The organism is Stutzerimonas chloritidismutans, assembly GCF_051486945.1.
GTDB lineage: Bacteria > Pseudomonadota > Gammaproteobacteria > Pseudomonadales > Pseudomonadaceae > Stutzerimonas > Stutzerimonas chloritidismutans_B.
Map to the genome: position 1 here is coordinate 842,830 of NZ_JAHVDX010000002.1, position 26,856 is coordinate 869,685.

Below are 26,856 nucleotides of genomic sequence, written 5' to 3' on the forward strand. Positions count from 1 at the left end.
CACAGGAGACGCGACATGGGCCAATCAATGTTCATTGTCTGGCGCGAAAGCGTCGAGGCATTGCTCGTCATCGGCATCCTGCACGCCTGGCTCAGCCAGCAACCCGGTAACCGCCACGCGCTGCGCATGCTCTGGGGTGGCGTGGTGGCGGGGCTCGGCCTGGCTTCGCTGCTGGCCTGGGGCATCCTCAGCGCCGGCGACTGGCTGGCCGGCCCCGCGGGCGAATGGTTCCAGTGCGCAATGCTGGTAGTCGCCGCGTTGCTAATCCTGCAGATGGTGGGCTGGATGCATCACCACGGGCGCGACCTTAAGCGCAACCTGGTCGATAGCGCCGCCACGCACCTGAGCCAGGGTAGCGGCGTAGGCCTGCTGGTGCTGGCGATGCTTGCCGTGGCACGCGAAGGCAGCGAGACCGTCGTGTTTCTCTACGGCATCGGCCATCAGCAGGAGGGCACCAGCCTGGCCGGTTTCGTTACCGGCGGAGTGCTCGGCTTCGCTCTGGCCTTGATCAGCTACGCAGCCCTGCAGGCCGGCAGCCGACTGTTCTCCTGGAAACGTTTCTTCAAGGTCAGCGAAGCCCTGCTGCTGTTGCTCGGCGCCGCCCTGCTGATGGCCGGGCTCGACCGTTTCAGCGGTCAGTTGATGGGCATGAACGTGCCCGAAGTGCTCTATACCGTTTTCGGCGATCCGCTGTGGGATACCTCCGCGCTGCTCGATGATGGCAGCACCCTGGGCAGCACTGTCGCGGGATTGACCGGCTACCGCGCGATGCCGTCGACGGCCGCTGTCGTGCTGATGGGGCTGTACTGGCTCGCCGTCTGGCTCTGGCTGCGCCCCCGGTCGGAGGCCCGTCTGGAGGCTCGCACTGCATGATCAGCACCGCTCCCTGGCTGGCGCGCGCGGGCGATCTGTTACGCCAGCACGCAAAGACCATCCGCCTGATTCAATGGGCGGTCGTGGGTTTCTATCTGGTGTTGCTGCTGGTGCCGGCGTTCCTCTCGCTGCCGCCCTCCGAAGCGCGCATGCTCGACAACATCACGGTGTTCGCCCAGTTCCTGTTCTGGGGGCTCTGGTGGCCGTTCGTGTTGCTGTCGATGGTCTTGTTCGGGCGGCTCTGGTGCGGTGTGCTCTGCCCGGAAGGTTCGCTCAGTGAGTGGATCAGCTGGCGCGGGCTGAACAAGCGGACCCCGCAATGGATTCGCTGGAGCGGCTGGCCGACGGTCGCCTTCGTGCTGACAACCATCTATGGCCAGCTGATCAGCGTTTACGATTATGGCCGCGCCGCGGCGCTGATTCTCGGCGGCTCGACGGTGGCGGCGATGCTCGTCGGCTTTCTCTACGGTCGCGGCAAGCGGGTCTGGTGCCGGCATCTTTGCCCGGTCAGTGGCGTGTTCGGCCTGCTGGCGCGTCTGGCACCGATGCACTACAAGGTCGACGAGGAGCGCTGGCAAGCCAACCAGGCACCGAAGCTCGCCACACCCAACTGTGCTCCACTGATCGACATCCGCCGCATGCAGGGCAACAGCGAATGCCATGCCTGCGGACGCTGCAGCGGCCAGCGCGGCGCCGTCGCCCTCGCCGCTCGCTCGCCAAACGAGGAAATCCTTATCGTCGGCAACCAGGCGCAGCACGGTCACTGGGACAGCACGTTGCTGCTGTTCGGCATGATCGGGCTCGCCATGGGTGCGTTCCAGTGGACGGTCAGCCCGTGGTTCATCACGCTCAAGCAGACCGCCGCCGAGTGGCTGGTCGACCGTGACATCTTCTGGCCACTGGAGGCCAATGCGCCCTGGTGGCTGTTGACCCATTACCCGCAGAACAACGATGCCTTCACCTGGCTCGATGGCGCGGCGATTCTCACCTACATCGGCGCCAGCGCGTTGGTGATCGGCGGCGCGCTGTGGCTCCTGCTGCAAGGTGCCGTGCGGCTGATGAACCGGGGCGATAACGTGTTTCATCATCTGGCGTTGTCGTTCACGCCGCTGGGCGGGGCCGGGCTTTTCCTGGGCCTGTCGGCGACCACTATCAAGCTGCTGCGCTACGAAGGCTTCATCCTCGCCTGGGCGCAACCGACACGCGCCCTGCTGCTGGCCGGTGCGATTGGCTGGAGCCTGACGCTGGCATGGAAGGTGATCACACGTCATGGCGCTAACGGGCTGCGCCGCCTGATGGCGTTCGCCTGCGTCTGCCTGGCAACGGCGGTGGTCGGGTACGGTTGGTACCTGCAGTTCTGGGGCTGGAGCTGATTCGCTCTCACTCGATGGTGGACTGAAGCCCCTCTTGCCGCAGAACCCCAGCCCCAGCCCGCACCTGTAGGAGCAAGCTCTGCTTGCGACCGCAGCTACGCGGAGCCCCGGGTCGCGGCCAGAGGCCGCTCCTACAAGAGCAACGGCGTCCATTACTGCACCACGCTTTTCTGTAGGAGCAAGCTCTGCTTGCGACCGCAGCCACGCAAACCCCGGGTCGCGGCAGAGGCCACTCCTACAAGAGCAACGGCCTCCACCACTGCACCACGCTTTTCTGTAGGAGCAAGCTCTGCTTGCGACCCGCAGCCACGCAAATCCCGGGTCGCGGCCAGAGGCCGCTCCTACACGAGCAACGGCGTCGATTACTGCACCATGCTTTTCTGTAGGAGCAAGCTCTGCTGGCGACCGCAGCCACGCGGAGCCCCCGGGTCGCGGCCAGAGGCCACTCCTACAAGAGCAACGGCGTCCATTACTGCACCACGCTTTTCTGTAGGAGCAAGCTCTGCTTGCGACCGCAGCTAAGCAAATCCCGGATCGCGGCCAGAGGCCACTTCTACAAGAGCAGCGGCGTCGATTACCGCACCATGCTTTTCTGTAGGAGCAAGCTCTGCTTGCGACCGCAGCCACGCAAACCCGGGTCGCGCCCAAAGGCCGCTCCTACACGAGCAACGGCCTCCACCACTGCACCACGCTCTATGTAGGAGCAAGCTCTGCTTGCGACCCGCAGCCGCGCAGACCCCAGGTCGCGGCCAGAGGCCGCTCCTACACGAGCAACGGCCTCCACCACTGCACCACGCTCTATGTAGGAGCAAGCTCTGCTTGCGACCCGTAGCCACGCAGCGCCCGGCTCGTAGCCACAGTCAGCTTAAAAAACGACCTTTCGGAGCGCGGGCGTCAGCCCCGCAGTACGAACGACGGAAACAGCCGGCCCATGCGATCCCACAGCTTTTGCTGATCGTATGGCGCGCGGCTGTCGGCGAGCGTGTCGTCGAGCATTCGGGCGGTGCGAACGCATTGCACGGCGAAACGCTCCACGCCCAGCCGACGCAGGCGCTGGGCCATTTCCCATAATCGCTCAGCATCGAACAGCTGCCAGTGCACGGTGGTCCGGCATTCGTAGTCGACACCGCTTTTAACGAGCGCTTCGAGACTGTTCCAGTTCGCGACGCCACTGCCCTCGACGCCCGTGATAAGCCGACCATGCTCAGGCAAGGCTTTGACGTCGAAGCCTACCCAATCCACCAGCGGCAATACCTGGCGGAACAGCTTCGGTTTGATGCCGGCACTGTGCAGGCCAACCTTGAAGCCCTTGGCGCGTACCTCGGCGATGGCCTCCGGCAACGCCAGCTGCAAGGTCGGCTCGCCGCCGCTGAACACGACTGCTTCGAGCAAGCCGACACGCTGGTCGAGGAAGCTGAGGATGTTGCCCCAACTGCGCTCCTCGGCGCCGCACGTCGGGATCAGCTGCGGGTTGTGGCAATAGCGGCAGCGCCAGCCACAACCTTGGCAGAACAATACGCACGCCAGGTGATCGGGGAAGTCGAGCGTGGTCAGGGGCACCAGCCCCCCGACACGGAGCGCAGCGCCCATCTTATCGAGCCAGCCCCGCCGCCTGCTCGGTAAAGTGCCTCCGCTCGCGGTGCTCGGACTGTTTGCCCGGGTTGAATGCCGTAACGGGACGGTGATAGCCCATCACACGGGTCCAGACTTCGCAGCGCTGGCGTTGGGCTTCGGGTAGTTGAGTGGACTGGGTCATGTGTCGCTCCTTCAGTGGTGAAAACGATTTGTTGTAGGAGCGAGCTTGCTCGCGAATGCGGAGGCGACCCCTTTTGCGAACGAGGTCCCTCCACCGTTCAGGCCGATGCGCCAGTTGACGCATCAGCAACGGTGATCGCCAGCAAGCTGGCTCCTACAGGTTGGTCCGGTTGCACTTACGCCGGAATGCGCAACGACTGGGCCGCAGTCGCTGCGCGCTCAGGCGCAGCAGCCCTCTTGCTTGGCGATCAACGCCTCGTCGCACTTCGGGCAGAACTCGTGCTCGCCGGCGAGATAGCCATGCACCGGGCAGATCGAGAACGTCGGAGTGACCGTCAAGTAAGGCAGGCGGAACCGGCCAAGCGCCGTGCGGACCAGGTTCTTGCAGGCCTGCGCTGAGGAAATCTGCTCGGCCATATACAGGTGCAACACGGTGCCGCCGGTGTACTTGCATTGCAGTTCGTCCTGCAGCAGCAGGGCTTCGAACGGGTCATCCGTGAAACCCACCGGCAATTGCGACGAATTGGTGTAGTACGGCGCCGCCGCCGAACCGGCCTGGAGGATGTCCGGGAAGCGTTTGCGGTCTTCCTTGGCGAAGCGGTAAGTGGTGCCCTCGGCTGGCGTCGCCTCGAGGTTATAAAGATGGCCGGTCTCCTCCTGGAACTGGACTAGCCGCGCCCGCACGTGATCGAGCAGGTCGACCGCCAGGCGCCGCCCCGCCTCGGTATGCAGCCCAGCGGCATCCTCGGTGAAGTTGCGCACCATCTCGTGCAGGCCGTTCACACCGATGGTTGAGAAGTGATTGCGCAGCGTGCCCAGGTATCGCTTCGTATAGGGATACAGCCCGGCATCCATGTGGTGCTGAATGACTTTGCGCTTGACCTCAAGGCTCTGTCGCGCCAGCTCCAACAACGCATCGAGATGGTCGATCAGCCCGCCCCAATCGCCGGCGTGCAGGTAGCCCAGCCGCGCACAATTGACCGTCACCACACCCAGCGAGCCGGTTTGCTCGGCCGAACCGAACAGGCCGCCGCCGCGCTTGAGCAGCTCACGTACGTCGAGCTGCAGGCGGCAGCACATCGAGCGCACCTGGTTGGGCTTCATGTCCGAGTTGAGGAAGTTCTGGAAGTACGGCAGACCGTAGCGCGCGGTCATTTCGAACAGCCGCTCGGCGTTGTCGCTATCCCAGGGGAAGTCATGCGTGATGTTGTAGGTCGGAATTGGGAAGGTGAACACCCGCCCGAGCCCATCGCCGGCCATCATCACCTCGATGTAGGCGCGGTTGATCAACGCCATCTCGGCCTCGAGTTCACCGTAAGCGAAGGGCATCTCCTCGCCGCCGATGTAGGGAATCTGCTCGCGCAAGTCTTCGGGGCAGACCCAGTCGAAGGTCAGGTTGGTAAAGGGCGTCTGCGTGCCCCAGCGCGACGGCACGTTGAGGTTGTAGATGAACTCCTGGATTGCCTGGCGCACCTCGTCGTAGCCCAAACCGTCCTTACGCACGAACGGCGCAAGGTAGGTATCGAAACTGCTGAACGCCTGGGCGCCGGCCCACTCGTTCTGCAAGGTGCCGAGAAAATTGACCATCTGCCCCAGCGCGCTGGAAAGGTGCTTTGGCGGCCCCGCCTCGACCCGCCCGGGGATGCCGTTGAAGCCTTCGTTGAGCAACGAGCGTAGCGACCAGCCGGCGCAATAGCCGGCAAGCATGTCCAAGTCATGGATGTGCAGGTCGCCCTCGCGGTGCGCGGTGCCGATATCCGGGCTGTAGACCTCGTCCAGCCAGTAGTTGGCCGTCACCTTGCCGGCCACGTTGAGGATCAAGCCACCCAGCGAATAGCCCTGGTTGGCGTTGGCGCGCACGCGCCAGTCCTCGCGCGACAGGTATTCGTTCATCGAAGCGGCGACATCGACCAGCGACTTGCGATCGCGCCGCAACCGCCCGTGGCACTCGCGGTAGAGGATGTAGGCGCGTGCCGTGTCGTAGTGGCCCGCCTCCATGAGCACCCGTTCGACGGTGTCCTGCACGCGCTCCACTTCAACGATGCGCGATGGCAACCGCCGCAACACCTGGTCGACCAGCGCGCATGCAATCGCGGCATCGAACTCACCGGTCGCCAGGCCAGCGGCGGTGATAGCCCGCTCGATCTTGCCCGGTTCGAATGCCAGCAGCCGGCCGTCGCGCTTGCGTAACGATACCGGTCGTTGCCCCTCGGCGAGCCCGTCCATCACAACCTCCACCACAATATGTTGATACCAGATAAATAAAACACACAAGATGCGGTGCAATGTAGGAGATCGAGCGCTGCGATGAATTGACCATCGTCAAGTCGAGGAGGCTGTTTTCACGAACGTGAGGTCGCGCCGTCGCGGCCGGCGATCTTGTCCGCGATCAAGGAAACCGGCGCCTGGCGGCTCTTAGGATGCAGGCTCGAACCATCCCGGACGCGCGCAGCGGAGGAACCATGCTCACCGAACCTTCACTCGTTGCGGAGTTGCGCCGACACCACCTGTTCAGCCGCTTGCCGGAGGCCGCGCTGCAGGAAGTCTGCATGTCGGCCAACCTCAAGCGCGTGCCCGCTGGCGCCGCGCTGTTTCACCAGGGCGACCGCGCCGAGCGCTTCTATTTCCTGTTCAGCGGCCAGGTGAAGCTGCACCGCGTGGTGTGCGACGGGCAGGAGAAGCTCGTGGAAATCATCCGTCCGCGCGAATCCTTCGCCGAAGCGCTGCTGTTCACCGGCACGCCGCACTACCCGGTCAGCGCCACGGCGCTCAAAGCGAGCCTGGTGGCGAGCCTGCATGGGCCACACTACCGGCGCATGCTTGAGGAGCACCCGAGCATCTGCCTGGACATCCTCGCCACCCTGAGCATCCGCCTGCATCAACGCATGAACGAGATCGACACCCTGACGCTGGCCAACGCCAGCCATCGGGTGGTGCGCTTCCTCTACCAGTCGCAGGAAGACGACAGCGGCGTGGTGACCCTGGATGTACCAAAACGGCTGATCGCCTCCAAGCTTGGCATCCAGCCGGAGACCTTCTCGCGCATCCTGCACCGGCTGATCGAGTCGGGAATGATCAGCGTGCAGCGCCGGCGCATCGAGATTCTCGACAGTCAGGGCCTGGCCGCCTATCAGGAGTGATTTCGCCCACCCCTCTTCCCTCGCACCGACCGGAGAATGATGATGCCCAGTGCCACCCACCTCCCGCTGGTCTATTCCTGCTCCGGCTGCTCCAACGTGGCGCAGCTGGCCAACACGCTCGCGGTGCGCCTCGACCGCGCCGGGCTGGCGGAGATGTCGTGCATCGCCGGGGTTGGCGGGCGGGTCGGTTCACTGGTCAACAAGGCCAACTCCGGGCGCGCCATCCTCGCCATCGACGGTTGCCCGCTGCACTGCGCCCGCGCCTGCCTGGCACAACACGGCGTCACGGCGAACGTGCACATCACCTTGAGCCGCTACGGGCTGCGCAAGCGCTACCGAGAGGACTGCAGCCAGGCCGAAGCCGACGCGCTGTTCGAGGACATGCGCCGGATCATCGCCAGCGACCGCATGCAGGCGCGCCAGCCGTTGCGCCCGGTGTGATCAGCCGGGCGCCGGCTGTGCCCGCCCCGCCTCGGCGACACCCGCGCCGGCGCATTGCAGCAGCGCCCACAGCCAGGGCGGCAGCAGGTCGGGGTCGAGGCTGTCGATCAGGTTCTTGATCGCCAGGCCCAGCTCGGTGTCCCCTTCGATCACCAGGCGGCGGCGGAAGAACAGCGTATCCGGGTCTTCCTGGCGGCTGGCCAACAGCAGGAACTCGCGCCAGTTGCCGCGAATGGTCACCGCGACCGGCGTCTGCTCGGCGACCCGCAGACGCTGTCGCTCACAGGTCAGGCACCAGGCCAGCTTCAGGTCCGCCACTTCGAGGCGCAGCCAGTGGCCTTCGAGCGCCTCGAAGGCATCATCGGCCAGGGGCTCGGCGAACAGCTGGTTGAGGCTGCGTTCGAGTGCCAGGCGCTGCAGAGCGAAGGGTGTACGGGCGGCCAACGGCAATAGCCGCTCGCCCACTTTCAACAAATGCTCACGGGGGTTCAGCACAGGCCGGCCTCCTCCGCACGCAGCATGCCGGGTTGGCCATGCCAGTAGCCGTTGCAGCCTTCCACCGCGAGCGGTGGCAACGCGCCGTTGCGGACCGCGTCGAAAGCGGCGATCACTTCGGCCATGCCCGCCGCACGCGGGCTCAACCGCAGCAGCTCAGCGCCGCTGGCCTGCAGCGCGGGGTAGTCGGCGAGCAGGTTGCTGACCGATGCGGACAGGGTCTGGATGCCATTGATGGTGAATAGCGCCTCGCCTTCCTGACTGAGCAGTGGGATGCCCTCGGGGTAGTTCTGGCAGCAGAACTGGCAATCGTCCTTGGGGCGGTTCTCGGCGCGTGCGGTAAAGCAGCGCGCCGAATAGGCCAGCGGCAGATGGCCGTAAGCGAAGATTTCGATTTCCGGCACCGCAGCGTCGAGCCGCTCGAGCTGGTCGCGCGCGCTGCGGATCATCCCGCCGGACATTTCCACCGGCGGTACCCAGCGGCACATGCCGCTTTCGACCAGCTGCGCCAGGGCATGGCCGTTATAAAGGTTGAGCGCCGGGCCGCCCACGAAGGGCAAACGCTTCTGGGACAGGTAATGCACAGCGCCCATATCGTTGGCCTCGACCAGCAGCTCGCCGTTGTCGCACAAGCGTCGCAAGGCAGACAGCTCCGACGCCGCTTCGACCAGCGTCAACCCGGACAGCACAATCTGCGCCTTGCTGATGCCGGACAGGTCGCGGGCCAGGCCGATCCAGTCGTCGAGCCCCATGCTGCGGCGTTTAGAGCAGACGGTTTCACCCAGGTAGATGACATCCAGCGGCTGGCTGGCCATGTCGGCGTAGAAGTCTAAGGTCTTTTGCCGATCCCAGTAGAACAGTATCGGGCCGAGGCTGAGTTTCATGGTCGGGCTCCTCTATTGCCAGGCGCGGTGATAGGCACCCAGGGTGGTCTGCGAGCCCTCGGAAAGGCCGTCGAGTACGGCGCGCCACCCCGGCTGCACGGCGTAACGCTGTGGTGCCTGCAGGTAGGCATCCAGCGCTGCGCGCCAGACCCGAGTCACCTGTTCGACATAGGCGGGGCTGCGTTGCCGCCCTTCGATTTTCATCGCCGTCACGCCAATGGCGGCGAGTTCGGGGATCAGGTCCAGGGTGTTCAGGCTGGTCGGTTCTTCCAGGGCGTGAAAGCGCTCGCCATTAACGACGAACCGGCCTTTGCACAGCGTTGGGTAACCGGCTGACTCACCTTCGGCGTAGCGGTCGATCAGCACGTTGTTCAGCCGCGAAGTCAGGCCTTCAGGTTCTTCGCTCCAGCGCACCGCCTTGGCTGGCGAGCAGACGCCGCAAAGGTTTGGCGACTCGCCGGTGAGGTAGGAAGACAGGTGGCAACGCCCTTCTGCCATGATGCACAGGCTACCGAAGGCGAATACCTCGATCGGCACCGGGCTGCTCACTGCCACTTGCTTGACCTGTTTGAGCGAAAGCACGCGTGGCAGCACTGCGCGCTTGATGTTGTAGCGATCCTGATAGAAGGCCAGCGCCTCGGCATTGGTCGCCGAGCCCTGTACCGACAGGTGCAGATTGAGCTGCGGATGGCGCCGAGCGGCATAGCCCAGCACGCCGGGATCTGCCGCAATCAACGCATCGACACCCATGTCCGCGGCCTGGTCCACGGCCCGCTGCCAGCGCGACCAGCCATCGGGCTGCGCGTAGGTGTTGACGGCGATATAGAGCTGGCGACGCTTTTCGCGGATCAGCTGCAGGCCCTTGTCGAGCTGCTTTTCATCGAGGTTCAGCCCGGCGAAATGGCGGGCATTGGTGTCGTCGCGAAAACCGACATAGATGGCATCGGCGCCCTGCTGGACGGCGGCCTTGAGCGCGGGCAGGCTTCCTGCCGGACAGACCAGGTGCATGGCTACTCCTAGACATTCGATTCATGCCCACCGGGCGAGCCCGGCGGCCGCCCATGAGTAGGCGCAAAGCGGGCAGTCTAGGTAGCCACTTGCGGCTTGGCATTGATGAAGGTCAAGGCGCCCCGCAGGCTTGTAACCACAAAAGCCAAGGCGCACAGCACTTAAATGCGGGGCGATGCGGCCTGCTAGATGCCCTCGTCGCCCTCGAACTCCTCGGTCGCACGCGCCACCATCTGCCGCCACGCGCCAGATTCCTCTGCTAGCAGGCGCATGGCCTTGAGGCTCGCCTCGAAGGCCTGCCGGTAGTGTTGCGGATCGCTCTCGCTGGCGGCGCGGTCGGCGTGCGCCTGCGCCTCGTTCAAAAGTGCATGGAACTGGTCGTGGTCGAGAGCCATGGGCGTTTCCTCCGTTGCATTGATTTCAGAGTAGACCACCGCCCCTTGCGGTTGATTCGAGCCGGCGGGCGGCGCCCGTCACTTGAGCCGCAACCGCCGCGCCAGCTTGTGCAGGTTGCTTGGGTCGACATCCAGCAAGCGCGCCGCCTGCGCCCAATTCTCACCGCTCGCCTCCAGCGCATGGATGATCGCCTGTCGCTGGCAGGCATCGACCGTTTCGCGTAGGGAAAGGATCTCGCCCGGCTCCGGCGCAGCCGTTTCCTCGACCGCGGTGCCCGGCGCCAGGGAGGCTGAGGCGTCCAGGTCGAGCATGTCCGGTTCCAGGGTGAGGATGTCGCTGCGCGCCGCACCGCGGCTAAGCAGTCGCAGCGCGGCGCGGCTGATCACGTGCTCCAGCTCGCGGACGTTGCCCGGCCAGGCATAGCCCAGTAGAGCGCGCTCAGCCGCCGGCGACAGGCGCATGCTGCGCAGCCCCAGGCGTGCGCGGTTCAGCTCCAGGAAGTAACCGGCGAGGATCAACACGTCATTGCCGCGTTCACGCAGCGGCGGGATCGGCGCCGGGTACACGGACAGCCGGTGGTAAAGGTCCGCCCGAAAATGGCCGTCGCGTACGCTCTCGCGCAGGTTACGGTTGGTCGCCGCGATGATGCGGACATCGACCTGCCGTGGCTTGTCCGCGCCCAACCGCTGGATTTCGCCGTTCTGCAGCGTGCGCAGAAGCTTGGCCTGGACCACCAGCGGCAGCTCGCCGACCTCGTCGAGCAGCAGGGTGCCGCCATTGGCCGCATCGAACCGCCCCGGGCGATCGGTGGTCGCCCCGGAAAACGCGCCTTTGACGTGGCCGAACAGTTCGCTTTCGGCCAGCGACTCAGGCAACGCGGCGCAATTGACCAGCACCAGCGGCTTGTTGCGTCGCCGCGAATGGCGGTGCAACCAGCGCGCGAACAGTTCCTTGCCGACGCCAGTCTCGCCCAGCAGCAGCACGGGCAACTCGGAATCCGCCACCACTTGCAACTCGCGCAGCAGTTCGCGAATCACCGAGCTCTGGCCGAGGATTTCCCCGTCGCGCGGCATCTGGCTGGCTTCGAGCACGTCGCTGCGGGCCAGGCGCAGGCTGCGGTTTTCGTGCTCCAAACGCGTGATACGGATCGCCGCCTCGATCACCAACGTGTAGCGCTGCAGATCACGCCGGGCGTCGTCATCGAAAGTGCCGGCATGCAGCGCATCGAGCGTCAGCGCGCCCCATAGCTTGCCCTCCACGTAGAGGCTCACGCCCATGCAGTCATGCACCGGCAGGGGCTCGCCGACGCGCTCGTCGAGCAAGCCATCATAGGGGTCCGGCAGGCGGCTGTCCGGCTCGAACCAGGTCGGCTCGCGCTGCGAAAGGATCGCAGCCAGCCGCGGGTGCTGCGCCACCACGAAGCGCCGCCCCAGGGCTTCGCGCACCAGCCCCACCGCGGCCAGCGGGCGCAGGGTGTCTTCATCCAGACGCAGCAACACCACGGCACCGCAGCGAAAGCGCTGGTGCAGCGTATGCACGAGGCGCTGCAGACGCACCGCATTGGGCAGTTCGGTGATCAGGTCCGCCAGCAGGGCTTCTTCCATCATGGTCGTTCTTACCTTCGAGGTTTTTTAAACCCTAAACCGTTCGGGTCGTTTCAACCACAGCTAATTTTTAGCCCCTGAGAATCAACGAGTTAGGGATGGCACACCGCTTGCGATGGACCAGGCACATCACCCTATCAGGACGCTCATCATGACAAGTGCGTTGACCGAACAGACGCTGGGCAGCCTCGCCTGCCAGATTCCCGGGGCGACCCGGGTGTTCCGCCAGTACAAGCTCGACTTCTGCTGCGGCGGCAATACCCGCCTGCTCGACGCCGCCGCGCATCACGCGCTGGACGCTCAGCTGATCGCCAGTGAACTGGCCGCCCTGGGCAGCGAAACCGACGCCCAGGCCGACTGGCGAGAGGCACCGGCCGGCGAGCTGATCGACCATATCCTCGAACGCTACCACGAAGGCCACCGCGAGCAGTTCCCCGAGCTGATCCAGCTGGCAACCCGCGTGGAGCACGTCCACGGCAACAAGCCGGACTGCCCGCTCGGGCTCGCCGAGCACCTGTGGAGCATGCAGCAAGAGCTGGAGAGCCACATGCTCAAGGAGGAGCAGATCCTCTTCCCGATGATCCGCCGCGGCCTGCGCGTACCGCAGGAGCAAGGCCCTATCGCGGTGATGCGCTTGGAGCACGAGCAGCACGGCGCCGCGCTGGATCGCCTGGCCGCGCTGACCAACGACATCGTGCCGCCGGCCAACGCCTGCAACACCTGGCGGGCGCTCTACCGCGGCCTCGAAGCGCTGCGCGACGACCTGATGCAGCACATTCACCTTGAAAACAACATCCTGTTCGTCAAGGCTTCCCAGTAACCCGACGAGCATCGCGCGCCCGCCGGCGCGCCTGGCAACATGCGGAGGCGATATGAAAGCAGTTATCCAACCTTTGGCCTGGGGATTGGCGATGGCGACCATCCTGGCGCTGGCCAGCGGCGTCGCATTGGACATGGCGGTGCACGCGAACCCTACAGCGCCCCAGGAGGCGCCGCTCACGCCGCGCTAGCGTCCGCTACCCAGCCCACGACACCGGCCTGCGTCAATGAACCGGCCGGTGTGCTGGGCTAGGCTCTATCCCGACGATCGATGTCGCCGCCCGCGCCGCACGATCGCCTCGTCCATACCTAGAAAACAGGATGCCTTGCATGGTGCTTCACCGCGTACACAACCAGATCCTCCGCAGCCACCACCTGTTCGAGCCGCTGAACGACGAGCAGATGGACGAGCTGATGGGTGCCAGCCAATTGCTCAACCTGGACAAGGGCGACAACCTCTTTCACCAGGGCGAGCCGGCGCACTCGTTCTATTTCGTCATTTCCGGCGCAGTGAAGATCTACCGCCTGACACCCGACGGGCAGGAGAAGGTCTTCGAGGTCATCGGCAATCGGCAGACGTTCGCCGAAGCCATGATGCTGATGGACACGCCCAATTACGTCGCCTCAGCGCAGGCCGTTTGCCCGACGCAGGCCTACCGGTTTTCCAACGCGGCGTACATGCGCCTGCTCGAGGCCAACCAACGCCTGTCCTTCGCGTTGCTCGGCAAGCTCAGCGTGCGCCTGCATCAGCGCATCAACGAGATCGAGACCCTGTCGTTGAAGAACGCGACCCACCGTGTGGTGCGCTACCTGATGACCCAACTGTCCCGTGTACGTGAGGGAAGCAGTTTCGAATTGCCCATGGCCAAACAGCTGATCGCCGGGCATTTATCGATCCAGCCGGAGACCTTCTCGCGCATCATGCGGCGCCTGATCGACGAACACATCATCGACCAGGACGGCCGTCAGATCACCATCCTCGACCGGGAACGCCTCGAGCAATTCGAATGACGGCAAGTCAGCCCAGGGCTTTCTGCGACGGTTGATCGCAGTCAACCGGGAACGAGCACGGGGCGTGGCAAGCTGATTTCAGTAAAGAGGAAGTTGCCATGCCCAAGTGCCTGTACTGCCAAGACGAAAATCCCCCTCAGGAAGCCGAGTGCCAAAACTGCGGCATGCCCCTCCCCGCCCTTGCCGACACGGCCAGCGCTCGCCGGCAGCGCAAGTTTCTTCTCTTCTGCATCGCCCTGACGATCTTCTGCGCGGTGATGATCCTGTGGTTGCCGCGCTGAAGCGGCCGGCCGCTTCGCGCTTTGCCAAAGCCTGCACACTGGCGCACCAAACCGAACGCCTTTCGTAGGAGCCAGCTTGCTGGCGATCCGCTCACCTCCGATGCCACCCGGATCGCCAGCAAGCTGGCTCCTACAGGTGAGTGCTTTACCCCGATTGGGGCGTATGGCGTAGTTCTGCGGTAACCATGGAGGCGAATGCATCCAAATGCCGAACCTGTCTCCCCATCGCGCTCAAATCGATGGACGACTGCCTACACGCTAAGCGCGCCACACCGCGCATGTTCCGTAGGAGCCAGCTTGCTGGCGATCGGCTCACCTCCGAAGCCCCGGATCGCCAGCAAGCTGGCTCCTGCAGGTGAGTGCTTTACCCCGATTGGGGCGTTTGGCGTAGTTCTGCGGTAACCACGGAGACATCTGCCTCCAAAGCCGAACCTGTCTCCCCATCGCGCTCAACTCGATGGACGACTGCCTGCACGCCAGCGCGCCACAACGATCGCCTTTCGTAGGAGCCAGCTTGCTGGCGATCCGACTAACTCCGAAGCCTCCCGGATCGCCAGCAAGCTGGCTCCTACAGGTGAACGGACATGCCGCTAGAACACGAGCAGCGTTAGGCTCTGAGCTCCACGCACCTATTCCTTCGTCAACTGCCGGTACAGCTGCGGCAAGCGGAACGGCAGCTGTTGCGGGTCTTTGATCAGGGTGAAGCCGTTGGCGCCGAACATGTGCGGCAGGTAGTCGCCGGCCTCGCGGTCGATGGTGATGCAGAACGGCACGAGCCCCTGGCGCCGTGCTTCGAGCACCGCCTGGCGGGTGTCCTCGACGCCGTAGCGGCCTTCGTAGAGGTCAAGGTCGTTAGGCTTGCCGTCGGTCACCAGCAACAGCAGCTTACGCCGCTGCTTGCATTTACCCAGCAGCTCGGTGGCCTGGCGAATGGCCGCGCCCATGCGGGTGTAATAACCCGGGCGCATGGCCTGGATGCGACCGCGGGTGTCATCGCCGTAGCGTTGGCCGAAACGCTTGAGCTCCTGCATGCGCACTTGTTGCCGGCGCAGCGAGGAAAAACCATACAGCGCGAAGTCGTCCCCCACCGCCGACAGCGCCTCGCCGAACAGCAGCAGGCTGTCGGTAATGACGTCGATCACCTTGTGCTCATCGTCCAGGTGCGCGTCGGTTGACATGGACAGGTCGGCCAGCAGCAGGCAGGCCAGATCGCGACGGTTTTGCCGCTGTTCCATGAACAGCCCGCGCTCGGCGCACTGGCCGTGCTGCCGCTCGACGTGAAAATCCAGCCAGGCCTGCATGTCCAGCTCCGAGCCCTGGGGTTGCGCACGCAGCCATTGGCGGTCGCTGCGCAAATGCTCGAACTGGCGGCGCAGCTTGCGGGCGAGCGGGCTGAGATGCAGCGGCAGGCCCTTGGGCTCCGAGCCGCGCGGCAACATCATCTGCAGGTTGACGAAATCGTCTTGCAGCCGCTGCTTGCGGTAATCCCACTCGGGCAGCTTGATGCCCTCGCCCAGCGGGATGTCGTCGACATCGCTCGGCGGCAGATCCAGATGCAATTTCAGGCCGCCGCCCTTGCGCATGCGCTGGCGCGACAGCGCAATCTCGTCTAGGTCATCGGCGACGCGCGCCGCATCCTCGTCCTCGCTGTCGTCGCCCTGGCGGTCCAGTTCGATGTGTTCGGACCAGCTGAACAGGTTTTCCAAACGGAAGATCATCAGCCCGCTCTTACTGGTCGTCTCCTCGACGCGCTTGGCCCGCTTGCGCATGCTCTTCTGTTCGGCAGACGGTGCCCTGAGGTGGTTGTCCTGATCCTCCTCGCCAAGGTCGGTGGCCTGGGGCGCACCGAGATTCTCGGCCGGGTACAGCCACATCGGCAGCGGCCAAGGTGCGACCTCGCTACGCGGGAATTGCACGACACTGCCCGGCTCGCGCAGGGCCTGGCACAGCGCCTGCTCCAGCGCGCCTTCGGCCTTGGGCAGGCTGGCCGGGTCGGGCCGCAGTTGCAGGTGCGCCTCGACCAGCCGGCGATAGCGCGGCCGCATGGCAGGGAAGCGCTCGAGGATGGCCTGAGTCCAGCGTTGGTTGTCACGCGCCCAGTGGCGCATTTCACCGGCTTGGGCGGCGAGCAGCGCGAGCCAGCGGTAGAGGTCTTCGTTGAGGGATCGCTCAGGATAGACGGCCAGGCTTTGCGGCAGGCGCAAGTTGCTGGCATCACACCAGGCGACCGGCAATTGCTTGCAGGTTCCGGCGACCTGTTGCAGCAGGTTGCGACGCAGCATCAGGTCACGCGCGTTGGCGGCGCCGACATCCACCCCGCTGGCGCCGCCCATGGCGCGAAACAGCACCGAGAGCGGGCGTTGCATGCTGTCGAGAGTGACGGCTGCCTCGGGGAAATCCGGGCTGGCGCGACGGGTGATGAAGCGGTGCCAGACGCTGCCGACCCACTCTTCGACTTCGATGGTAAAGGCCATGGCAATCACTCCGTAGCGCAATTCGAAAACAGAAACGGCCCGCTGGGTCAGCCGGGCCGTCGGTTACATCAGCGTCTCGCCTCAGGCCGCAGCAACGGCGGCGGTGATGTCGGCCGGCACCCGGCCACGCTGCTTGAAGCTGTACAGGTAGCAGACCAGCCCAATCAGGAAGACCACCCCGGCGATCAGCCGCAGCCAGAAGAAGATGGCCAATTGGTCAGCGGTGTTCATGAAGGACATCGCAGCGCCATCGGCCGGGATCCGCTGCAGCCAGACCTGCACCACGCCGGCGGCGGTGAGGAACAGGGTGATCGCCACCATCGACATGGTCATCAGCCAGAAGCCCCAGATCTCGACGCGCTGAGCACGGGCATCGGGTGCTTCACCCAGGCCGCGCAACCGTGGCATGGCGTAGCTGATCATGGTCATGACGATCATCGCGTAGGCACCGTAGAAGGCCAGGTGGCCGTGGGCGGCGGTGATTTGCGAGCCGTGGGTGTAGTAGTTCACCGGAGCCAGGGTGTGCAGGAAGCCCCACACGCCAGCGCCGAAGAATGCAGTCACGGTCGTGCCGATGGCCCAGTAGGACGCAGCCTTGTTGGGGTGCTGGCGACGACGGCGGCTCACCATGTTCAGGGAGAACAGCACCATGGCGAAGAAGGGCAGCGGTTCCAGGGCGGAGAAGATCGAACCCAGCCACAACCAGACTTCAGGCGCACCGATCCAGAAGAAGTGGTGGCCAGTGCCGATGATGCCGGTGATCAGGGCCATGGCGATGATCACGTAGAGCCACTTCTCTATCACTTCACGGTCCACGCCGGTGATCTTGATCAGGACGAAGGCCAGCATCGAACCCATGATCAGTTCCCACACGCCTTCAACCCACAGGTGCACCACGAACCACCAGTAGTACTTGTCGCGCACCAGGTTTTCCGGGTTGTAGAAGGAGAACAGGAAGAACACCGCCAGGCCGATCAGGCCCGTCATCATGACCATGCTGATCGTGGTCTTGCGGCCTTTGAGCATGGTCATGCCGACGTTGTAGAGGAAGCCCAAGGCCACCACGACGATGCCGGCCTTAGTGATTGTCGGCTGCTCGAGGAACTCGCGGCCCATGGTCGGCAGCAGGTCGTTGCCGGTGAGCGCGGCCAGCCCCGCATAAGGCAGGAACAGGTAGCCGAGGATGGTCAGCACGCCGGCGGCGGCGAACACCCAGAACAGGATGACGGCCAGCTTCGGGCTGTGAAGTTCGCGGTCCGCTTCCTCGGGGATGAGGTAGTAGGCCGCGCCCATGAAGCCGAACAGCAACCAGACGATCAGCAGGTTGGTGTGCACCATGCGCGCCACGTTGAATGGCAGCAGCGGGAACAGAAAGTCACCGACTACATACTGCAAACCCATGATCAGACCGAACAGGATTTGCCCGACAAACAGGATCAGCGCAAACACGAAGTAGGGTTTGGCGACGGCCTGCGATTGGAATTTGAGATGCGGATTAAGAATGCCCATCTCGTGGCCCTCCTAGGGTGGAATCGAATTCAGAATTGCCCACGATCAGCCTTCCTTGTTTGGCGGCCAGCCGTTGGTGTTGACCTTGGAGGTCCACTTGAGGAACTCGGCCATATCGTCGACTTCCTGGTCACTGAGGTGGAACTGCGGCATCGCGCGGCGACCCGGTGCACCCAGCGGCTGGGCTTTCATCCAGGCTTGCAGGAACGGCTTGAAGGCCGCATCGCCACCACGTCGTTCGAACACGTTCCCCAGCTCCGGCGCGAAGTAGGCACCTTCACCGAGCAGGCTGTGGCAGCCGATGCAGTTGTTGTTTTCCCAGATCGCTTTACCGCGAACCACCGCTTCGGAAATCTCCGACTCGTTGGATCGATCTGGAAAGGTCTGCTCTGTGTGATAGGTCAGGCCCAGGAATACGAGGAGGAAAAAGACGCTTCCTCCGAAGTAGATGTTCCTGGCCATTCCTTTGGTGAAGGTCTCGGACATGGTCGCCTCCTCATGGCTTGGCGAGGCCAGTTTAAGAAGGGAGCTATCGAAACCTGCTTGATGACAATCAAGAAAAACCTGAACGTGAAGGTCGGGTTTTAGCGACGGATACGGATCGCCAGTGAGCTGGCTCGCGACCCGAAGATTCGGTCACTCACTGCGCTGATTGATGAGAGCGAATTCCATACCGAAGCACTGATCGCCAGCAAGCTGGGTCTTACATGGCTCGGCGTGAGGTCACCGTTCGCCGACGTCGCCCCTGTAGGAGCAGGCTCTGCCTGCGACCGTGTGCGTGTTGTACACACCAGGTCGCGGGCAGAGCCCGCTCCTACAGGTCCGGGAGGCCTGTTTCAGATCATGCAAGTACGGATCGCCTGCCCAGCCGGACGCTTTTCGTAGGAGCGAGCTTGCTCGCGATCCGAAGATTTGGTCACTCGCCGCGCAGATTGATGAAGGCGAAAGCCATACCGAAGCACTGATCGCCAGCAAGCTGGCTCCTACACGGCTCGGCGTGGGTTCACCGTTCGCCGACGTCGCCCCCTGTAGGAGCAGGCTCTGCCTGCGACCGTGCCGACGCTTTGGCGTATGCGTTACAGGCTCATCACCAGCAAAACCCCGCCCGCCATCGCCAGTGGCCAGCCGAGCAGCAGCAGGCGCCACATCACGGGGGCGTGGCGCAGTTCCATGAAGCCTTCGGTGATGACCCAGGCCTTGACCAGCGCGACGGCAAGCACCGCACCGGCGAGCAGCAGGGTCGAGCCGGCATTGCCGAGCACCACCGTTGCGGTCGAGAGTAGCGCCAGCGCCAGCCAGCAGCCGACCAGCACCTTCGAAGCGGACATCGCGACCTCGTCAGTCGATTACGTATACAAGCGGAAACAGCACCACCCAGACCATGTCCACCATGTGCCAGTAGAGCACTCCGGATTCGAGCCCGGCGCAGTCGTCCAGCCGGTACTGGCCGCGATAACTGCGCAGCGCCATCCAGCCGAGGATGACCATTCCGAGCAGCACGTGCAGGAAGTGGAAGCCCGTCAGGATCCAGTACAGGGTGAAGAAGGTGTCGTGCTCGAGCCCCAGGCCGAGTGAAGCCAGGTGCGCATACTCACCGAGCTTGAGCACGACGTAGATGCAGGACGAAGCCAGTGCGGCGCCCAGCAGCAGGCCGGCTCGTCGTCCGCGCCCCCCGCGCACCTGCTCGACCGCCAGCGCGGCGAGCAGCCCGGACGTCAGCAGGCTCAGCGTCAGCGCCAGGCCCATGGACGTATCCAATGCGGCCCGGCTTTCGCGGAACAGTGCGGGATCGAGCCACTGCGCCACGGCAAAAGCAAGGATCAGGATCGCGAAGACGGTCAGCTCGGCGAGGATGAAGAACCACATCGCCAGGTCGCCGGGCAGGCGACGGCCATGCGAGACCTCAAGCGAAGTGGACATCGACCACATCCATCAGCGCCGCGACGGTCTGCGCATCATCCGACAGAGGCTCTGCCAGGCACGCCAGGCAGGCCTCGCGCGGGTTCATCCCGGCTCCGATCATGCGCGCGGTAAAGATCAGCAGGCGGGTCGAGGCGACCTCTTCCAGATCATGTTGTTCGAGCCGGCGCAGGGCCTGGCCGAGCTTGACCACCTGCGCGGCCAACTGCACGTCCACCTGGGCCTCGTTGGCGACGATGCGCACTTCCTCTTCAGCCGGCGGGTAGTCGAAGCGCATCGCCACGAAACGCTGGCGCGTGCTTGGCTTCATGCCCTTGAGCAGGTTCTGGTAACCGGGGTTGTAACTGACCACCAGCATGAAGCCCGGCGGCGCCTTGAGCGTCTCGCCAGTGCGCTCGATGAACAGCTCGCGGCGGTCGTCGGCCAGTGGGTGCAGTACCACAGCGGTGTCCTGGCGAGCCTCGACCACTTCGTCCAGGTAGCAGATGCCGCCCTCGCGCACCGCGCGGGTCAGCGGGCCGTCTTGCCACCAGGTGCCCTCGGCACCGATCAGATGGCGGCCGACCAGGTCGGTGGCGCTGAGGTCGTCATGGCAGGCGACGGTGTACAGCGGCAGGTTCAGCCGGTGCGCCATGTATTGCACGAAGCGGGTCTTGCCGCAGCCGGTCGGCCCCTTGATCAGCACCGGCATGCCATGGCGCCAGGCCTGCTCGAAGAGCGCCTCTTCGTTACCTAGTGACTGATAGAACGGAGCACCTGCCGGGCCGAAGAGCGTCTCGGGCGCGTTCATGGGCAATACCTCACTGCAGCGGTTGGAAAAATCGGATGCCGCCACGCTAGCCCTGCCCCGCCCCTGCCTCAAGCCATCCGCCGGCGAAGCTTGATTACGGTCAAGCCCGAGGCGAAATAGCCGCTGGCCGGGCTTCCCAGTACGGATCTGCAACCGTGCGCCCCGCGACACGGCGTCACGCCCGGGGGATCACGAATCGACTCTTGATTGTCATCAAGCGCTCCGCCAACGGCCTCGCCATAGGATGCACCCGCACACAGCGAAATCCAGGAACTGCCACACCGTTGCCATTAGCAGGAACCGCACGACGCGGTCAGAGGAGAAAAGGTATGAGCAAACCATTACTGGCAGGCGTACTCGCCGGCCTTTCACTTCTTGGTCTGGCCGTCGCCCAGGCTGCGGTGAACGCGGAAAACGCCAACGCGGCGCTCAAGGGCGAAGCGACCACCATCGATCCGGCCAGTGCCCAGGTCGTCCATACGCCCGGTGCACCGGACCTGAACGCAGCCGAATTCGAAAAGGCCAAGGAAATCTACTTCCAGCGCTGCGCTGGCTGCCACGGCGTGCTGCGCAAGGGCGCGACCGGCAAGCCGCTGACGCCCGACATCACGCAGGAACGCGGCCAGCAGTTCCTCGAAGCCCTGATTACCTACGGCTCGCCGGCGGGCATGCCGAACTGGGGAACGTCCAACGCGCTGACCAAAGATGAAATCACGCTCATGGCGAAATTCATCCAGCACACCCCGCCGACCCCGCCCGAGTGGGGCATGGCCCAGATGAAGGACACCTGGCACGTGCTGGTCAAACCTGAAGACCGGCCGACCAAGCAAATGAACAAGCTGGATCTGCCGAATCTGTTCTCGGTCACCCTGCGTGACGACGGCAAGATCGCGCTGATCGATGGCAACACCAAGGAAATCGTCAAAACCATCGACACCGGCTACGCGGTACACATCTCGCGCATGTCCGCCTCCGGCCGCTACCTGTTCGTGATCGGTCGCGACGCCAAGATCGACATGATCGACCTCTGGGCCAAGGAGCCAACCAAGGTTGCCGAAATCAAGGTCGGTATCGAAGCCCGTTCGGTCGAGACGTCGAAGTACAAGGGCTACGAGGACAAGTACGTGATCGCCGGCGACTACTGGCCGCCGCAGTACACGATCATGGACGGCGAGACCCTCGAGCCGCTGCAGATCGTCTCGACCCGCGGCATGACCGTCGGCACGCAGGAATACCACCCGGAGCCCCGCGTAGCCGCGATAATCGCCTCGCACGAGCACCCGGAGTTCATCGTCAACGTCAAGGAAACCGGCAAGGTCATGCTGGTCAACTACGAGGACATCGAAAACATTTCGACCACCATCATCGGCACCGCGCCCTTCCTGCATGACGGCGGCTGGGACGTGACTCACCGTTACTTCATGACGGCGGCCAACAACTCGAACAAGGTGGCGGTGATCGATTCCAAGGACCGCAAACTCGCTGCGCTGGTCGACGTAGGCAAGATCCCGCACCCCGGCCGCGGCGCCAACTTCGTTCACCCGACCTACGGTCCGGTCTGGGCGACCAGCCACCTGGGCGACGAAACCATCTCGCTAATCGGCACCGACCCGGACAAGCATCCCGACCAGGCCTGGAAAGTCGTCGAGACGCTCAAAGGCCAGGGCGGTGGCTCGCTGTTCATCAAGACCCACCCGAAATCCAACCACATCTACCTGGACACCACCTTCAACCCGGACGCCAAGATCAGCCAGTCGGCCGCCGTGTTCAATATCAACGACCTGGGCGCCGGCTACACCGTGCTGCCGATCGGCGAATGGTCCGGCCTGAAGGACGGTGCCAAGCGCGTCGTGCAGCCGGAATACAACGAGGCGGGTGACGAAGTCTGGTTCTCGGTATGGAGCGGCCAGGAGGAGCAATCGGCCATCGTCGTGGTCGATGACAAGACGTTAAAGCTGAAAAAGGTGATCAAGGACAAAAGATTGATTACCCCGACCGGTAAATTTAACGTCCATAACACTCAGCACGACGTGTACTGAGTGCAAACCGGGGGGACGCCAAGATCCCCCCAATTAGCCTTGAGGAAGTAACTCATGAAGAAGTTTCTAATCCCACTGCTTGCCCTGGGCGGCGCCGTGGTTCTGCAGCCCGCCGTGGCGCAGGACGGTGAAGCGCTGTTCAAGAGCAAGCCTTGCGCCGCCTGCCACAGCATCGACGCGAAGCTGGTTGGTCCGGCACTGAAGGAAGTTGCCGCCAAGTACGCCGGCCAGGATGGCGCTGCCGACCTGCTCGCCGGCCACATCAAGAACGGCACCCAAGGCAACTGGGGCCCGATCCCGATGCCGCCAAACCCAGTCACCGACGAAGAAGCCAAAGCCCTCGCTGAGTGGGTTTTGAGCCTGAAGTAATCCCCAGGAGGACATCATGATCCGGTCCCGACATGCAGTTATCGGTTTGGGGCTCACCCTGGTGTCCCTCCTTCCTCATTCCGCTGCCCTGGCCAACGGCCCTACCGCCGAACGCCAGGCTCAGCTAGGCAACCTGCTCTTGCAGGACTGCGGTTCCTGCCACGGCCTGCGCATGACCGGCGGCCTCGGCCCCGCACTGACCCGCGAGGCGCTTGCCGGCAAACCCCGAGAAAGCCTGATTGCCACCGTGACCCACGGGCGGCCAGGCACCGCCATGCCCGGCTGGAATGCGCTGCTCAACGAGCAGGACATCGCCTGGCTGGTCGATCAACTTCTGCAAGGATATCCACAGCCATGATTCGCCCGATCCTGCTGCTCGCCGCGGCAAGCCTGCTCGGCGCCTGCGCCCAACAACCCCTGCGTGGCACCGGCGACCTGGGCGTGGTGGTCGAACGCGCGAGTGGCACCCTGCAGATCGTCGAAACCAGCGGCCAGACGCGCCTGGCGCGCATCGAGGGGCTGGGCGACCTGTCCCACGCCTCGGTGGTGTTCTCCCGCGACGAGCGTTTCGCCTATGTCTTCGGCCGTGACGGCGGGTTGACCAAAGTCGACCTGCTCGAGCAACGCATCGACAAGCGCGTCGTACAGGGCGGCAACAGCATCGGCGGCGCCATCAGCCAGGACGGCAAGCTGATCGCCGTCGGCAACTACGAGCCGGGCGGCGTGAAAGTTTTCGACGCCCAAACGCTGGAGCTCGTAGCGGACGTGCCCGCCACGCCGCTCGCTGACGGTAGTCGCAACTCACGTGTCGTCGGCGTGATCGACGCCCCGGGGCGACGGTTCATCTATAGCCTGTTCGACACAGACGAGACGTGGCTGCTGGACTTCAGCGAAGGCAACACACCAAAGGTCACGCGCTTCGAGAACATCGGCAAGCAGCCCTACGATGCCCTGCTCACGCCCGAAGGCCGCTATTACATCGCTGGCCTGTTCGGCGAGGACGGCATGGCCAAGATCGACCTCTGGCACACAGCGCGCGGCGTCGAGCGCATCCTCGACGGTTACGGCCGTGGCCAGGAGAAGCTACCGGTCTACAAGATGCCGCACCTGGAGGGCTGGACGGTCGCGGGCGACCAGACGTTTGTCCCAGCGATCGGCCAGCACCGTGTGCTGGTGATGGATTCAAAAAACTGGAAGCAGACCGACGCCATCGATGTCGCCGGCCAACCGGTGTTCGTCATGGCGCGACCGGATGCACGGCAAATCTGGGTCAACTTTGCGCACCCGAATAACGGCAAGGTGCAGGTCATCGACAGCGAGACCCACGAAATCATCGCCACGCTCGAACCCGGTCCGGCCGTGTTGCACATGGAATTTACGGCGCGCGGCGACCAGCTCTGGCTGTCGGTTCGCGACGGCAACGAGCTGCAGGTCTGGGACCCCTACACCTTGAAGCAGATCAAGCGGCTGCCGGCCGAGAGCCCGAGCGGCATCTTTTTCAGTAGCCGCGCACACGAGACAGGGCTATGACATGCACATCGATACCCTCAGCCGCCGCCTGATCGACCGCTTCCAACACGGCATGCCGCTGTGCGCCGAGCCCTATCGTGCCATGGCCGAAGCGCTCGATTGCAGCGAAGCGGACGTGCTCGCCTGCCTCGAAAGCCTGGAGCACGACGGCGGCCTGTCGCGCATCGGTCCGGTGTTCGAGCACAGCCGCGCCGGCGCCAGCACCCTGGTAGCCCTGGCCGTGCCGGAGGATCGGCTTGAGGACGTCGCCGAGCAGATCAACCAGCTGCCGGAGGTCAACCACAACTACCTTCGCGAGCACGTCTACAACCTTTGGTTCGTGCTCACCGGGCCGGATCGCCCACATATCGACGCACTGCTTGCGCGGATCGAGCGTCAGACCGGGCTGAGCCCCCTCGACCTGCCCATGCAGGCGGCCTACCGCATCGATCTTGGTTTTCCGATCGGAGACGCATCATGAACGCCCTCCTCGACGATTTTCAGGCCCTGCAGCTGCGGCGCCTTCTCGAAGCCGGCCTGCCGCTGGCCGCGCGCCCCTACCAGGTGCTGGCCGAGCGCGTCGGTGCGACCGAAGAGGCCGTGCTTGAACAAGTCAGGCGTTGGAGCGAGGGCGGGCTGTTTCGCCGTGTCGGGCTGGTACTCAAGCACCGCGCCCTGGGCTTTCGTGCCAACGCCATGCTGGTGATGGATATCCCCGATGATCGCGTCGACGAGGTCGGTGGCGCACTCGGCCAGGCCCGCGGCATCAACCTTTGCTACCAGCGTCCACGGCGCCTGCCCGACTGGCCCTATAACCTGTTCTGCATGGTCCACGGGCGCGAGCGCCAGCAGGTCATCGTGCTGATCGAGGCGCTGCTGGCCGAGCACGGGCTGAGCCAGGTCCCGCATCAATTGCTGTTCAGCACCCGTGCATTCAAGCAGTGCGGTGGCCGCTACGCACCGCCGCCCGCGCCGGAGTCCGCCCATGGATGAGTTCGACCGCCGCCTGATCAATCGCCTGCAGCACGGCCTGCCGCTGGTTCGCTACCCCTGGCAGGCGCTGGCCGATGAGCTCGGCGCCGCGCCGGAACAGCTGCGTGAGCGCGTCCAGGCGCTGCTCGACGACGGCACCCTGACCCGCTTCGGCCCGATGTTCGATATCGAGCGGCTCGGCGGCGCCTTTACCCTTGCCGCGCTTTCGGTGCCCGAGGCGCGCTTCGACGAGGTCGCCGAACAGCTCGCGGCCATGCCGGAGGTCGCGCATAACTACCGCCGCGAACACGCCTGGAACATGTGGTTCGTGCTCGGTTGCGCAACGCCCGAAGGTATTACCGAGACCATTGCTCGCATCGAGTCCGAGACGGGCCTGCCGGTGCTCAACCTGCCCAAGGAGGAGACCTACCATGTCGGCCTGCACTTTGCCGTCTGAGCCTTGCGACCCGTCTGATCCTGGCATCGCCACGCTGGAGACGCGGCTGGTCGCGCTGACCGAAGCGGGTCTGCCGTTGGTCGATGATCCGTGGGCCTGGGTAGCCGAACGGCTGGAGATCAGCGTCGAGGCCACGCTTGGCCTCTTGCAGCGATTGCAGGCCGAAGGCGCCATTCGGCGTATCGCTGCAGTGCCCAATCACTATCGCCTGGGCTATCGGCACAACGGCATGACGGTCTGGGAAGTGGATGACACCGAGATCGCCCGGCTCGGCCCGCTGATCGGCGGGCAGCCCTTCGTCAGCCATTGCTATCGTCGCCCACGCCGGCCGGGCTGGCATTACAACCTGTTCGCAATGGTGCACGGCCGCAGCGCCGAAGAGATCGAAGCCTACCGCGCCGAGATCCGCCGCCTGCTTGGCGTTGCCTGCCGCAGCGACGACATGCTCGTCAGCAGCCGCATTCTGAAGAAAACCGGGTTGCGTGTTGGGGCGGGCGCGGCGGCTAGAACCGCCACTCGGGCCTGAACAACCCGACCAGGAAAAACAGTGTGGAGAACACCCAGACGACGAGTGCGTACAAGCGAATCTGCTCGGCCGTCCAGCCCCAGGTGAACCAGTCGATGATGAAAAAACTCTTCCAGCCTTCCAGAAACTGCGCGCCACCCCAGCTGATGATCCACTTCCAGAACAGGCTATTGAGCAGGTAAAGCAGGACGAACTTGGTCGTCGACATCAT

The 26,856-nt window shown here is 64.3% G+C and carries 31 protein-coding genes; 16 read left to right on the plus strand and 15 right to left on the minus strand.

Annotated elements, in window-relative coordinates; translation table 11 throughout:
- The first annotated feature begins 15 nt into the window (after positions 1–15).
- Complete coding sequence (locus KXR72_RS11020) at positions 16–873, plus strand: FTR1 family iron permease (protein WP_437421148.1); 858 nt, start codon at positions 16–18, stop codon at positions 871–873.
- Positions 870–2,246 carry a 4Fe-4S binding protein gene (locus KXR72_RS11025; protein WP_437421149.1) on the plus strand — a complete coding sequence of 459 codons (1,377 nt, stop codon included), beginning with the start codon at positions 870–872 and terminating at the stop codon, positions 2,244–2,246. The genes KXR72_RS11020 and KXR72_RS11025 overlap by 4 nt, the downstream gene beginning before the upstream one ends.
- 894 nt (positions 2,247–3,140) lie before the next feature.
- Here the strand turns inward: KXR72_RS11025 and KXR72_RS11030 are convergent.
- The 3 genes from KXR72_RS11030 to KXR72_RS11040 form a co-directional block, all read right to left on the minus strand.
- Positions 3,141–3,836, minus strand: coding sequence for an anaerobic ribonucleoside-triphosphate reductase activating protein (locus KXR72_RS11030; protein WP_437421150.1), 696 nt, complete (start codon positions 3,834–3,836; stop codon positions 3,141–3,143).
- 1 nt (position 3,837) lies between these two features.
- Positions 3,838–4,002 carry an anaerobic ribonucleoside-triphosphate reductase gene (gene nrdD, locus KXR72_RS11035; RefSeq protein ID WP_437421151.1) on the minus strand — a complete coding sequence of 55 codons (165 nt, stop codon included), beginning with the start codon at positions 4,000–4,002 and terminating at the stop codon, positions 3,838–3,840.
- A gap of 218 nt (positions 4,003–4,220) precedes the next feature.
- On the minus strand, positions 4,221–6,227 hold the full coding sequence (locus KXR72_RS11040) for a ribonucleoside triphosphate reductase (protein ID WP_437421152.1): 2,007 nt from the start codon (positions 6,225–6,227) through the stop codon (positions 4,221–4,223).
- A gap of 236 nt (positions 6,228–6,463) precedes the next feature.
- Between KXR72_RS11040 and KXR72_RS11045 the strand changes: the two genes are divergently transcribed.
- Positions 6,464–7,141 carry a Crp/Fnr family transcriptional regulator gene (locus tag KXR72_RS11045; RefSeq protein ID WP_243605935.1) on the plus strand — a complete coding sequence of 226 codons (678 nt, stop codon included), beginning with the start codon at positions 6,464–6,466 and terminating at the stop codon, positions 7,139–7,141.
- A gap of 42 nt (positions 7,142–7,183) precedes the next feature.
- Positions 7,184–7,582, plus strand: coding sequence for a putative zinc-binding protein (locus KXR72_RS11050; RefSeq protein WP_243605934.1), 399 nt, complete (start codon positions 7,184–7,186; stop codon positions 7,580–7,582).
- Here the strand turns inward: KXR72_RS11050 and ubiT are convergent, their stop codons facing one another.
- The 5 genes from ubiT to norR form a co-directional block, all read right to left on the minus strand.
- On the minus strand, positions 7,583–8,077 hold the full coding sequence (ubiT, locus tag KXR72_RS11055) for a ubiquinone anaerobic biosynthesis accessory factor UbiT (RefSeq protein ID WP_437421153.1): 495 nt from the start codon (positions 8,075–8,077) through the stop codon (positions 7,583–7,585).
- Positions 8,071–8,961 (minus strand): U32 family peptidase, encoded by an 891-nt coding sequence (locus KXR72_RS11060; RefSeq protein ID WP_437421154.1) that lies wholly within the window; start codon positions 8,959–8,961, stop codon positions 8,071–8,073. The genes ubiT and KXR72_RS11060 overlap by 7 nt, the downstream gene beginning before the upstream one ends.
- Before the next feature lie 12 nt (positions 8,962–8,973).
- Positions 8,974–9,969 carry a ubiquinone anaerobic biosynthesis protein UbiU gene (gene ubiU / locus KXR72_RS11065; protein ID WP_437421155.1) on the minus strand — a complete coding sequence of 332 codons (996 nt, stop codon included), beginning with the start codon at positions 9,967–9,969 and terminating at the stop codon, positions 8,974–8,976.
- A gap of 185 nt (positions 9,970–10,154) precedes the next feature.
- On the minus strand, positions 10,155–10,364 hold the full coding sequence (locus KXR72_RS11070; protein WP_437421156.1) for a hypothetical protein: 210 nt from the start codon (positions 10,362–10,364) through the stop codon (positions 10,155–10,157).
- Positions 10,365–10,442: 78 nt separating this feature from the next.
- On the minus strand, positions 10,443–11,972 hold the full coding sequence (gene norR, locus KXR72_RS11075) for a nitric oxide reductase transcriptional regulator NorR (protein ID WP_437421157.1): 1,530 nt from the start codon (positions 11,970–11,972) through the stop codon (positions 10,443–10,445).
- 148 nt (positions 11,973–12,120) lie between these two features.
- On the opposite strand from norR, the gene ytfE reads away from it, so the two are divergent.
- From ytfE to KXR72_RS11095, 4 genes are all read left to right on the plus strand, one after another.
- On the plus strand, positions 12,121–12,789 hold the full coding sequence (gene ytfE, locus KXR72_RS11080) for an iron-sulfur cluster repair protein YtfE (RefSeq protein WP_437421158.1): 669 nt from the start codon (positions 12,121–12,123) through the stop codon (positions 12,787–12,789).
- Between the two features lie 52 nt (positions 12,790–12,841).
- Positions 12,842–12,979: a hypothetical protein gene (locus tag KXR72_RS11085; RefSeq protein WP_437421159.1), complete on the plus strand. Its 138-nt coding sequence runs from the start codon at positions 12,842–12,844 to the stop codon at positions 12,977–12,979.
- Positions 12,980–13,118: 139 nt separating this feature from the next.
- Positions 13,119–13,799: a Crp/Fnr family transcriptional regulator gene (locus KXR72_RS11090; protein ID WP_437421160.1), complete on the plus strand. Its 681-nt coding sequence runs from the start codon at positions 13,119–13,121 to the stop codon at positions 13,797–13,799.
- A gap of 98 nt (positions 13,800–13,897) precedes the next feature.
- On the plus strand, positions 13,898–14,080 hold the full coding sequence (locus KXR72_RS11095) for a DnrP protein (RefSeq protein ID WP_437421161.1): 183 nt from the start codon (positions 13,898–13,900) through the stop codon (positions 14,078–14,080).
- A 629-nt stretch (positions 14,081–14,709) separates the two neighbouring features.
- On the opposite strand, the gene KXR72_RS11100 is transcribed toward KXR72_RS11095, so the two are convergent.
- The 6 genes from KXR72_RS11100 to KXR72_RS11125 form a co-directional block, all read right to left on the minus strand.
- The gene (locus KXR72_RS11100) at positions 14,710–16,554 is read right to left on the minus strand and encodes a nitric oxide reductase activation protein NorD (RefSeq protein WP_437421162.1); all 1,845 of its coding nucleotides are present in this window, start codon (positions 16,552–16,554) and stop codon (positions 14,710–14,712) included.
- Between the two features lie 81 nt (positions 16,555–16,635).
- The gene (locus KXR72_RS11105; protein ID WP_437421163.1) at positions 16,636–18,063 is read right to left on the minus strand and encodes a cbb3-type cytochrome c oxidase subunit I; all 1,428 of its coding nucleotides are present in this window, start codon (positions 18,061–18,063) and stop codon (positions 16,636–16,638) included.
- A gap of 45 nt (positions 18,064–18,108) precedes the next feature.
- Complete coding sequence (locus tag KXR72_RS11110; protein ID WP_437421164.1) at positions 18,109–18,549, minus strand: c-type cytochrome; 441 nt, start codon at positions 18,547–18,549, stop codon at positions 18,109–18,111.
- 590 nt (positions 18,550–19,139) lie between these two features.
- Complete coding sequence (locus tag KXR72_RS11115) at positions 19,140–19,391, minus strand: cytochrome C oxidase subunit IV family protein (RefSeq protein WP_437421165.1); 252 nt, start codon at positions 19,389–19,391, stop codon at positions 19,140–19,142.
- A 10-nt stretch (positions 19,392–19,401) separates the two neighbouring features.
- Complete coding sequence (locus KXR72_RS11120) at positions 19,402–19,983, minus strand: cytochrome c oxidase subunit 3 (RefSeq protein ID WP_437421166.1); 582 nt, start codon at positions 19,981–19,983, stop codon at positions 19,402–19,404.
- Entirely contained in the window at positions 19,967–20,773 is an 807-nt protein-coding gene (locus tag KXR72_RS11125; RefSeq protein WP_437421167.1) for a CbbQ/NirQ/NorQ/GpvN family protein, read from the minus strand. Before KXR72_RS11125 ends, KXR72_RS11120 begins: the two co-directional genes overlap by 17 nt.
- 329 nt (positions 20,774–21,102) lie before the next feature.
- Here KXR72_RS11125 and KXR72_RS11130 point away from each other — a divergent pair, with 329 nt between their 5' ends.
- Genes KXR72_RS11130 through ahbB (KXR72_RS11165) form a run of 8 tightly spaced genes read left to right on the plus strand, consistent with a single transcriptional unit; the run spans position 21,103 to position 26,645 of the window.
- The gene (locus tag KXR72_RS11130; RefSeq protein ID WP_437421168.1) at positions 21,103–22,812 is read left to right on the plus strand and encodes a cytochrome D1 domain-containing protein; all 1,710 of its coding nucleotides are present in this window, start codon (positions 21,103–21,105) and stop codon (positions 22,810–22,812) included.
- 54 nt (positions 22,813–22,866) lie between these two features.
- On the plus strand, positions 22,867–23,181 hold the full coding sequence (locus tag KXR72_RS11135) for a c-type cytochrome (RefSeq protein WP_437421169.1): 315 nt from the start codon (positions 22,867–22,869) through the stop codon (positions 23,179–23,181).
- Between the two features lie 16 nt (positions 23,182–23,197).
- Complete coding sequence (locus KXR72_RS11140) at positions 23,198–23,539, plus strand: c-type cytochrome (RefSeq protein WP_437421170.1); 342 nt, start codon at positions 23,198–23,200, stop codon at positions 23,537–23,539.
- Positions 23,536–24,711 carry a cytochrome D1 domain-containing protein gene (locus tag KXR72_RS11145; RefSeq protein WP_437421171.1) on the plus strand — a complete coding sequence of 392 codons (1,176 nt, stop codon included), beginning with the start codon at positions 23,536–23,538 and terminating at the stop codon, positions 24,709–24,711. Before KXR72_RS11140 ends, KXR72_RS11145 begins: the two co-directional genes overlap by 4 nt.
- A gap of 1 nt (position 24,712) precedes the next feature.
- On the plus strand, positions 24,713–25,171 hold the full coding sequence (locus KXR72_RS11150) for an Lrp/AsnC family transcriptional regulator (RefSeq protein WP_437421172.1): 459 nt from the start codon (positions 24,713–24,715) through the stop codon (positions 25,169–25,171).
- Entirely contained in the window at positions 25,168–25,683 is a 516-nt protein-coding gene (gene ahbB, locus KXR72_RS11155; protein WP_437421173.1) for a siroheme decarboxylase subunit beta, read from the plus strand. Before KXR72_RS11150 ends, ahbB (KXR72_RS11155) begins: the two co-directional genes overlap by 4 nt.
- Positions 25,676–26,119 carry an Lrp/AsnC family transcriptional regulator gene (locus KXR72_RS11160; RefSeq protein WP_437421174.1) on the plus strand — a complete coding sequence of 148 codons (444 nt, stop codon included), beginning with the start codon at positions 25,676–25,678 and terminating at the stop codon, positions 26,117–26,119. Before ahbB (KXR72_RS11155) ends, KXR72_RS11160 begins: the two co-directional genes overlap by 8 nt.
- Complete coding sequence (gene ahbB / locus KXR72_RS11165) at positions 26,094–26,645, plus strand: siroheme decarboxylase subunit beta (protein ID WP_437421175.1); 552 nt, start codon at positions 26,094–26,096, stop codon at positions 26,643–26,645. The genes KXR72_RS11160 and ahbB (KXR72_RS11165) overlap by 26 nt, the downstream gene beginning before the upstream one ends.
- Here the strand turns inward: ahbB (KXR72_RS11165) and KXR72_RS11170 are convergent.
- Complete coding sequence (locus KXR72_RS11170) at positions 26,623–26,856, minus strand: hypothetical protein (RefSeq protein WP_437421176.1); 234 nt, start codon at positions 26,854–26,856, stop codon at positions 26,623–26,625. The two genes, ahbB (KXR72_RS11165) and KXR72_RS11170, sit on opposite strands and share 23 nt — an antisense overlap.